This is a genomic window from Polaromonas sp. (assembly GCF_018780625.1).
GTDB lineage: Bacteria > Pseudomonadota > Gammaproteobacteria > Burkholderiales > Burkholderiaceae_C > Polaromonas.
Genome location: NZ_JADMJK010000095.1, coordinates 1 through 2,980, shown reverse-complemented (window position 1 = coordinate 2,980; position 2,980 = coordinate 1). Strand labels below are relative to the sequence as shown.

Below are 2,980 nucleotides of genomic sequence, written 5' to 3'. Positions count from 1 at the left end.
TGCGCGTCAAGCCCAACACCGAAAGCCTGGGGCAGGGCACCACGGCCTCGGTGGTCACGTCGATCACCGTCGTGATTCTGGTGGATGCGCTGTTTGCCGTGCTGTTCAAGAACGTCGGCATCTGAACATGAGCGATGCCGTCGTTGACATCCGCAGGCTGTGGACCGTTTTCCGGAACGGCGACAAAAAATCCGTCGTTCACAAGGACCTGGATTTGACGGTGGAGCGCGGCGAGGTGATGTCGCTGGTGGGCGGCTCGGGCACCGGCAAGACCGTGCTGCTGCGCCAGATGCTGGGGCTGGAAACGCCGACCCGGGGCGAGATCATGGTACTGGGCAAACCCGCGGCCGAGTTGAGCAAGCGGGGCGCTGCCAGCCGCGTCGGCATGCTGTTTCAGCAAGGCGCGCTGTTTTCGGCCTTCACCGTGCTCGAAAACATTGCCTTTCCGCTGCGCGAACTGGGCACCCTGCCGGCCGCGCTGATCCGCGAGGCCGCCATGGTCAAGCTGCAAATGGTAGGACTGGGGCCGGAGGTGGCCGGCAAGATGCCAAGCGATTTGTCGGGCGGCATGGTCAAGCGGGTGGCGCTGGCGCGCGCCCTGATCATGGACCCGCCGCTGCTGCTGCTCGACGAGCCCACGGCCGGGCTGGACCCGGAAAGCGCCGACAGTTTTTGTGCCCTGCTGCGCACCCTGCACCAGGGCATGGGACTGACGGTGGTGATGGTCACGCACGACCTCGACACGATTTTCGAGCTCAGCACCCGGATTGCCGTGCTGGCCGACCAGAAGGTCATCATCAACGATCTGCCTGAAAAAGTGGTGGCGTTTGCGCACCCTTTTATCCAGACATTTTTCCTGGGCGAAAGGGGCCAGCGCGCGATGGCGCTGCTGCACCCCCCTGCGAACCCGAGCCCGAACTAGAAAGAGATTTCAACGATGGAAAACAAAGCCCATGCCCTGATCGCCGGCGCGTTTGTGCTGCTGGTCAGCGCCCTGCTGGCGCTGCTGGCGCTCTGGCTGACGCGCGACAACACCCAGCGCGACCTGTATGAAATGAGCACCAGCGAAATCATCTCCGGCCTGCAGCCGCAGGCGCTGGTGCGTTACCGCGGCGTGCCGGTCGGCAAGGTCGAGTTGATCGGCTTTGACACCAAGCAAAAGGGGAATGTCCTGATTCGCGTGTCCATAGACCGCAGCGCGCCCGTGACCACCTCGACCTTTGCCACCGTGGCGTCCCAGGGCGTGACCGGGCTGGGATTTATCCAGCTCGATGACGAGGGCGAATCCGCGGAGCGGCTGGTGCCCAACGACGAGGACCCGCCGCGCATTCCGCTCAAGCCCGGCTTGATCGACAAGCTGATCAAGCAGAGCGAAGTCATTTTCAACCAGGCAGAACAGGCCAGCATGCGGCTGAACAAACTGCTGTCCGACGAAAACCAGCAGGCCGTCAATGTGGCCGTGACGCAGCTCAGCGAAGCGGCGGGCAGCCTGAACCGCGTGGCCAAGGGCCTGGAGCCCACGGTGGCGACCCTGCCCGCGCTGTCGCGCGAGACCAGCGTGACGCTGCGCGCGGTCAAGGTCGCCAGCGACGAGGTGGCGGGCACGGCGCGGCGCCTGAATGAAAAGGGCGGGCCGATCGACAAGCTTGCGCAGGGCGGCGCGGCGCTGGCGGCGGGCGTGGAAACCTTCAGCGCCGCCACGCTGCCCAAGCTGGGCGAGGTGGCCGACGAAACGGCGCGCGCCATGCGCCAGCTTCGGCGTACCGTGAACGCGGTGGACGACAACCCGCAGTCGCTGATCTTTGGCAATGGTCCGCCGGTGCCTGGCCCGGGCGAGGCCGGCTTTTCCCCCAACGGAGCACAAGAATGACACCACGCTTTTTCACGCCGCAGCCAATTGCTATTAAATCGGTAGCATTTTATGCCCGTGTCTATTGGGCTACGGCTATTATTTCCTTGATGTTGATGGGTGCCATGCTGAGCGGCTGCGCGCTGCCCGACAAGCCCGCGCGCGCCACCATGTATGACTTTGGCCCCGGCCTGCTGGCCACCGCGGCTGACGCACGCCAGGCGCCGCTGCCGCCGCTGGCGATTGACGACATCACCACCGCGGGCGGCGCGCTGGACAACATGGCCGTGCTGTATCGCCTGGGCTACGCCGATGACCAGCAGCTGCGCCCCTACTCGAAAGCGCGCTGGAGCATGCCGGCCGCGCAGCTGGTGCGCCAGCGCCTGCGTGAGCAGCTCAGCCAGCGCCGCGCGGTGTTCAATGCGCGCGAAAGCGTTGCGCTCAACCGCAGCCAGAGCACCGCACTGCCGCTGCTGCTGCGCCTGCAGCTTGAAGAGTTCAGCCAGCTGTTCAGCACGCCCGAGGCCAGTGTCGGCCTGATCCGCCTGCGCGCCACGCTGGTGGAACTGACGCCCGCCGGTGAAAAACTGCTGGGTCAGCGCAGCGTGGTGGTGCAGCGGCCCGCCCCCAGCGCCGATGCGCCCGGCGGCGTGCGCGCCCTGACGGCGGCCACCGATGCCGCGATTGAAGAGTTGGACCAGTGGCTGCAGCAGGCGCCGGCGCGTTAGCCGCTAGCCGCGCAGCACCGGAAACAGCTTGGTCAGACCCCCGGCCATCACTTCCACGGCCAGCGCCGCCAAAATCAGCCCCATCAGGCGGGTCATCACGTTGATGCCGGTTTTTCCGAGCACGCGGGCAATCGGTTCGGCCAGCGCAAAGCACAGCGCGGTGGCCAGGCCAATGACCACGCCGTAGCCGACCAGTGTGCTGAGCTGGAAAAAAGTATTGGCTTTTTCAGCGTAGATGACCACGGTGGACATGGTGGCCGGCCCGGTGAGCAGCGGGATGGTCAGCGGCACCACGGCAATGCTGGCGCCCATGGCGGCTTTTTCCGCGCCGTCTTCCATCTCGTTCGTGAGCGGCTTGGCCTCGGCCGGCTGCGCGTTGAGCATGTTCATGGAACTGATCAGC

At 65.6% G+C, this 2,980-nt stretch carries 5 protein-coding genes; 4 read left to right on the top strand and 1 reads right to left on the bottom strand.

What is annotated here, in order from left to right; translation table 11 throughout:
* From IV091_RS08625 to IV091_RS08610, 4 genes are all read left to right on the top strand, one after another.
* The coding region (locus IV091_RS08625) for an ABC transporter permease (RefSeq protein ID WP_293467607.1) at positions 1-125 on the top strand (125 nt) is incomplete at its 5' end.
* Between the two features lie 2 nt (positions 126-127).
* Positions 128-922 carry an ATP-binding cassette domain-containing protein gene (locus IV091_RS08620; RefSeq protein WP_293467603.1) on the top strand — a complete coding sequence of 265 codons (795 nt, stop codon included), beginning with the start codon at positions 128-130 and terminating at the stop codon, positions 920-922.
* Between the two features lie 15 nt (positions 923-937).
* Positions 938-1,870: an MlaD family protein gene (locus tag IV091_RS08615; RefSeq protein WP_293467601.1), complete on the top strand. Its 933-nt coding sequence runs from the start codon at positions 938-940 to the stop codon at positions 1,868-1,870.
* Entirely contained in the window at positions 1,867-2,577 is a 711-nt protein-coding gene (locus IV091_RS08610) for an ABC-type transport auxiliary lipoprotein family protein (protein WP_366806986.1), read from the top strand. Before IV091_RS08615 ends, IV091_RS08610 begins: the two co-directional genes overlap by 4 nt.
* A gap of 3 nt (positions 2,578-2,580) precedes the next feature.
* Here the strand turns inward: IV091_RS08610 and IV091_RS08605 are convergent.
* On the bottom strand, positions 2,581-2,980 hold a 400-nt coding region (locus IV091_RS08605; protein WP_293467599.1), incomplete at its 5' end, for a MarC family protein.

What these genes read in the sequence shown, in the direction of transcription:
- IV091_RS08620 (WP_293467603.1), top strand. Translation starts at nt 128, where the DNA reads ATGAGCGATGCCGTCGTTGACATCCGCAGGCTGTGGACCGTTTTCCGG.
- IV091_RS08615 (WP_293467601.1), top strand. Translation starts at nt 938, where the DNA reads ATGGAAAACAAAGCCCATGCCCTGATCGCCGGCGCGTTTGTGCTGCTG.
- IV091_RS08610 (WP_366806986.1), top strand. Translation starts at nt 1,867, where the DNA reads ATGACACCACGCTTTTTCACGCCGCAGCCAATTGCTATTAAATCGGTA.